General features: G+C 71.5%; 5 protein-coding genes and 1 pseudogene. 5 read left to right on the top strand and 1 reads right to left on the bottom strand.

Translation table 11 applies throughout. The annotated features are described in order from the left end of the window. The 3 genes from AWZ10_RS47465 to AWZ10_RS09590 all read left to right on the top strand — a co-directional run. Nucleotides 1-126 (top strand): phosphatase PAP2 family protein (locus AWZ10_RS47465; RefSeq protein ID WP_159058237.1); only part of this gene is annotated, 126 nt, incomplete at its 5' end. Further along, nucleotides 119-1,060, top strand: a complete 942-nt coding sequence (locus AWZ10_RS09595; protein WP_060890866.1) for a decaprenyl-phosphate phosphoribosyltransferase — start codon at nucleotides 119-121, stop codon at nucleotides 1,058-1,060. The genes AWZ10_RS47465 and AWZ10_RS09595, both read left to right, overlap by 8 nt. Nucleotides 1,061-1,796: 736 nt before the next feature. Further along, entirely contained in the window at nucleotides 1,797-2,666 is an 870-nt protein-coding gene (locus AWZ10_RS09590) for a YihY/virulence factor BrkB family protein (protein WP_060890865.1), read from the top strand. A gap of 94 nt (nucleotides 2,667-2,760) precedes the next feature. Here AWZ10_RS09590 and AWZ10_RS09585 read toward each other — a convergent pair whose 3' ends face one another. After that, nucleotides 2,761-4,053 (bottom strand): D-alanyl-D-alanine carboxypeptidase family protein, encoded by a 1,293-nt coding sequence (locus tag AWZ10_RS09585; protein WP_060890864.1) that lies wholly within the window; start codon nucleotides 4,051-4,053, stop codon nucleotides 2,761-2,763. Between the two features lie 127 nt (nucleotides 4,054-4,180). On the opposite strand from AWZ10_RS09585, the gene AWZ10_RS09580 reads away from it, so the two are divergent. After that, nucleotides 4,181-4,423, top strand: a complete 243-nt coding sequence (locus AWZ10_RS09580) for an SCO4848 family membrane protein (RefSeq protein WP_046709675.1) — start codon at nucleotides 4,181-4,183, stop codon at nucleotides 4,421-4,423. Nucleotides 4,424-4,436: 13 nt separating this feature from the next. After that, nucleotides 4,437-4,805 (top strand): annotated as a pseudogene (locus AWZ10_RS09575) (metallophosphoesterase); the annotation flags it as partial.

Genomic DNA, 4,805 nt, shown 5'->3' with positions numbered 1-4,805 from the left:
GCCGCGATGTGCCTCTCCCGGCTGGTCGTCGGCGTGCACTACCCGTCGGACGTGGCGGCGGGCGTGGCCCTCGGGGTGCTCACGGCGCGGCTGGGCGCACGCTGGGTGGTGAACGGCCATGGCTGAGCGCACCGCGGTCCTGGAGCGGCGGCCGGCCCCCGGGCAGGCGCCCCCGAAAGCCGGTCTCGCCCTCGGCCTCCTCCGTACCGCCCGCCCCCGCCAATGGATCAAGAACACCCTGGTCGTCGCCGCGCCCGCGGCCGCCGGGGAGCTCTTCACCCCCCGGGCGCTCACCCAACTCCCCCTCGTCTTCGCCCTCTTCACGGCCTGCGCCGCCGCCGTGTACCTCGTCAACGACGCCCGGGACGCCGAGGCGGACCGCGCGCACCCGGTCAAGTGCCACCGCCCGGTCGCCGCCGGACAGGTTCCCGTACCGGTCGCGTACGGCGTCGGGGACGCCCTGGCCGTGCTTGCGCCCGTGGCCGCCGCGTGGCTCTGCTCCCCGCACACCTCCGCGCTGCTGACCGCGTACCTCGGACTCCAACTCGCCTACTGCCTCAGCCTCAAGCACGTCCTGGTCGTCGATCTGGCGGTCGTCACCACCGGGTTCCTGATGCGGGCGATGATCGGCGGGCTGGCGCTGGGCATCCCGCTGTCCCGCTGGTTCCTGATCACCACCGGGTTCGGGGCGCTGTTCATGGTCGCGGCCAAGCGGTACTCGGAGGCCGTGCAGCTGGCCGACCGGGCCGGCGCGACCCGGGCGCTGCTCACCGAGTACACGCCCGGATACCTGCGCTTCGTCTGGCAGCTGGCCGCGGGCGTCGCCGTGCTCGGCTACTGCCTCTGGGCCCTGGAGGAAGGCGGCGTACCGACCACGGGCATCCTGCCCTGGCGCCAACTCTCCATGGTCGCCTTCGTCCTGGCCGTCCTGCGCTACGCCGTCTTCGCCGACCGGGGTGCGGCGGGCGAGGCCGAGGACGTCGTCCTGCACGACCGCGCGCTCACCGTCATCGGGGTGGTGTGGCTGACGATGTACGGGCTGGCGGTGGCGGACTGGTGACGCGGCCGGCCAGGGCGTCGTCGCAGGGTGTTCGGCCGACCGGGGCAGGGTGTTCGGGCTTCCGGGCCCGAGAGACGGCGTCCGCCCTCTCGCTTCTCACGCCGGTCCTCCTGCAGTGGCCGCGCCATGCCCGCGTCGGCCGAGGACATTCGCCGTCGCCCACATGGCCCGCCATCAGCACCCGGCCGCCGGCCATCAGCACCCGGCCGCCGGATTCCGGCCGTCGGGTGCCGGGGCGTGCCGGCGGAACCGGCGAACACGACAGGAAGCAGCTCCGGCGGCGTGTGGCTGGGTGGCACAGGAGGCCGGAACGTCGCCGAGCGCGCCGTCCCGGATCGGCTGCGCGGTCATCGAGTCCACGGTGAAGTCAGGCGCGGGTGGGCGTGCCGCGCCGACGCCACCATGTGCGGGGACAGACCGACGCCGAAGGAGACACCTCCGGGCCCGCCGGACACGCCGTGACCCTTCCGGGCGCAGCCCGGGTCCGCGACCGGGCCGAGGCGGCCCGCCCGCACTTCTTCGGCGAACGCGGTCGGCATGCGCGGGGCAATAGGTCCAACTCCGCGGGGCCCTCGACGAGTTCCGCGTACGAGGCGGTGATGGTGCCGTACGACTCCCGGACCCCGGTGACATGGAAGGGCTCGGTCACGCAGGAAAGGCCGGCCTCGGGTTGGATTCCGGGCCGGTGCGGGGGTACTCGGCATCGGTCGCCGACGAGTGGGGCAGAGTTCGGATCATGGACTGGCTGAAAAAGCTCCCCGGGGTCGGCCCCCTGGTCGAGCGTCTGATGACCACGCACGCGTGGCGGTCGTACGAACGGCTGGACCGGGTGAAGTGGACCCGGCTGGCCGCGGCGATGACCTTCATCAGCTTCCTGGCGCTGTTCCCGCTGATCACCGTGGCCGCCGCCGTCGCCGCGGCGACCCTCGGCAAGGACAGGCAGCAGGACCTGGAGGACCGGCTCGCCGAGCAGGTGCCCGGCATCTCCGACCAGCTCGACATCGCCGGCCTCGTCGACAACGCCGGCACGGTCGGGATCATCGCCGGCGCGCTGCTGCTCCTCACCGGCATCGGCTGGGTCGGCGAGATGCGCGGCTGTCTGCGCGCGGTCTGGGAGCAGCCGGACCCCGACGAGAACCCCGTCCTCGCCAAGGCCAAGGACACGGGCGTCCTGGTCGGCCTCGGCGGCGCGGTCCTCGTCTCCCTGGCCGCCTCCACCGCCGCCTCCTGGGCCGTCGGCGGGTTCGCCGACCAGCTCGGCATCGACCGCGACGGCTGGGGCGGCATCCTCCTGCGCGGCGCCGCGTTCGCCGTCGCCGTCCTGTCCGGCTTCCTGCTCCTCCTCTACGTCCTCACCCTGCTCCCCGGCGTCCAGCCACCCCGCCGCCGCCTCGTCGTGGCCGCCCTCATAGGAGCCGTGGGCTTCGAACTCCTCAAGCTCCTCCTCAGCGGCTACATGCAGGGCATCGCCTCGAAGAGCATGTACGGCGCCTTCGGCGTCCCCATCGCCCTGCTCCTCTGGATCAACTTCACCAGCAAGCTCCTGCTGTACTGCGCCGCCTGGACAGCGGAGGGCAGCAAGGAGGCCACGGGCGACGACACCTAGGGGCGGGGAAATGCGTGAGGAAGTGTCATCCCGCTCCTAGGACGCACCCGCACCACGCATCCGCCGTCAACCAGGCAGACGCTCCCCGCCCCGCCTACTTCCGCCCCCGCAGAGGCCACTTCCGATTCACCAGAAACACCGCACCGGCCAGCAGCACCAACACGCCGCCCATGATCCCCAGCGCGATCCCGACCCCGCCGCCCCCACCGGAGGCACTCGCGGCGACCGACTTCCCGCCCGCCCCGCCGGGGGCGGACGCCGACGCCGTGGCCCCCGCCTGCGCACTCGGCTCGGTATCCCCGCCGGAGGTCTCCGCGCTCTTGGGCGGCACCAGTTCGCCCACCGGGGTCACCTTGCCCGCCGCCTTGAACCCCCAGTCGAAGAGGCTCGCGGTCTCCTTGTAGACCTGGTTGTGCTCGTTCTTCTCCGGGTGCATGACGGTGACGAGGAGGACCCGGCCGTCCCGCTCGGCGACCCCGGTGAACGTGGCGCCCGCGTTCGTGGTGTTGCCGTTCTTCACACCCGCGATGCCCTGGTAGGAGTCGAGGCCGCTGTCCCCGGTGAGCAGCCGGTTGGTGTTCTGGATCTCGAAGGTCGAACGGCTCTTCTTGCCGTTCTTGCCCTTCTTGGTCTCGCCCGGGAATTTCGCCCGCACGGTGGAGCAGTACTCCCGGAAGTCCTTCTTCTGCAGCCCCGACCTGGCGATCAGGGTCAGGTCGTACGCGGACGACACCTGCCCCTTGGCGTCGTAGCCGTCGGGGCTGACCGCGTGCGTGTCGAGGGCCTGGAGCTCCTCGGCGTGCTCGTTCATGTCCGCGACGGTCTGCTTCACCCCGCCGTTCATGGCCGACAGGACGTGTACCGCGTCGTTGCCGGAGCGAAGGAAGACACCGAGCCACAGGTCGTGGACGGTGTACGTCTCGTCCTCCTTTATGCCGACCATGCTGGAGCCCGCGCCGACGCCCACCAGGTCGGAGGTGAGGACCTTGTGCTCGTCGTCCTTGTTGAACTTCGGCAGCAGCGTGTCCGCGAACAGCATCTTCAGGGTGCTCGCGGGGGCCAGCCGCCAGTGCGCGTTGTGCGCGGCCAGCACGTCGCCCGACTCGGCGTCCGCGACGATCCAGGAGCGCGCGCTGATGCCCTTGGGCAGGACGGGCGCGTCGCCGACGAGGGTGGCCTGGGTACCCGACTTGCCCAGCAGCTCGCCGCCGACGGTCGACATGGTCGCCGGGGGAGTCGCGGACGGAGTGGCACTCGGGCTCGGTGACGGCTTCGCCGCGAAGGCAGGGGCGGCCGTCAGCGTCGACAGCGAAGTCAGCGAGAGGGACAGCAGGGTGGCTGAGGTGACCAGCAGGCGGCGCCTGGCGGTCTTCTTGGAGGCGGGCACGATCGAGAAAGTACATGGCTCCGACCGGTAAATCCCACCGGAGCGCGCCATGGCTTCCTCTCTGCTGTTCACGCCCCCGCTCGCACCCCGGCGTGAGGACCCTGCGGCCGACGGCGATACTGAACGCATGAAGCTCAGCCGCCCCCTCTCCTGGTTCCTGCTCGCCTTCGGGGTGTGGAGCTGGGTCATCTGGATCACTTTCATCAAGAATCTGTGGAAGGACGGCAGCGGGCTCGCGTTCGACGACGCGGGTGATCCGACGGCGTACTTCTGGGTGCATCTGACGCTCGCCGTCGTCTCCTTTGCCCTTGGGACGGCCATCGGGGTCATCGGGTTGCGTGGAGTGCGCGCCCTTCGCCGGACCGTATGACCGGGAGTACGACGTGACGATCGTTGTCTTTGTCCTCGTCGCCCTGCTGGTGCTGGGCGCCTTCGGGGCGCTGCACTGGTACGCGTGGCGTCGCCTGGTGCGCGACACGACACGCGGGCCGGGTCTCGCCAGACGCGTGGGCACGGTGGTGTTCGTCGCCGGGCCGGTGCTGATGTTCGCCGGCTTCGCGGCCGAGCGCACCGGCGCCCCCTTCTGGCTGCAGCAGACGCTGACCTGGCCGGGCTTCATGTGGCTCGCCCTGTCGCTGTACCTGCTGCTGGCCCTTGTGGCGGGGGAGCTCGTACGGCCCCTCGTGAGCCGCCTGGTGGCGCGACGCGCCCCGGAGCCCGCGCGGCAGCCGGAGCCGTTGGTGCGCGAGCCC

This window comes from Streptomyces europaeiscabiei (assembly GCF_001550375.1).
GTDB lineage: Bacteria > Actinomycetota > Actinomycetes > Streptomycetales > Streptomycetaceae > Streptomyces > Streptomyces europaeiscabiei.
The sequence above is the reverse complement of the archived record's forward strand: the minus strand, read 5'-3'. Positions and strand labels throughout refer to the sequence as shown.

What these genes read in the sequence shown, in the direction of transcription:
- AWZ10_RS09590 (WP_060890865.1), top strand. Translation starts at nt 1,797, where the DNA reads ATGGACTGGCTGAAAAAGCTCCCCGGGGTCGGCCCCCTGGTCGAGCGT.
- AWZ10_RS09580 (WP_046709675.1), top strand. Translation starts at nt 4,181, where the DNA reads ATGAAGCTCAGCCGCCCCCTCTCCTGGTTCCTGCTCGCCTTCGGGGTG.
- AWZ10_RS09595 (WP_060890866.1), top strand. Translation starts at nt 119, where the DNA reads ATGGCTGAGCGCACCGCGGTCCTGGAGCGGCGGCCGGCCCCCGGGCAG.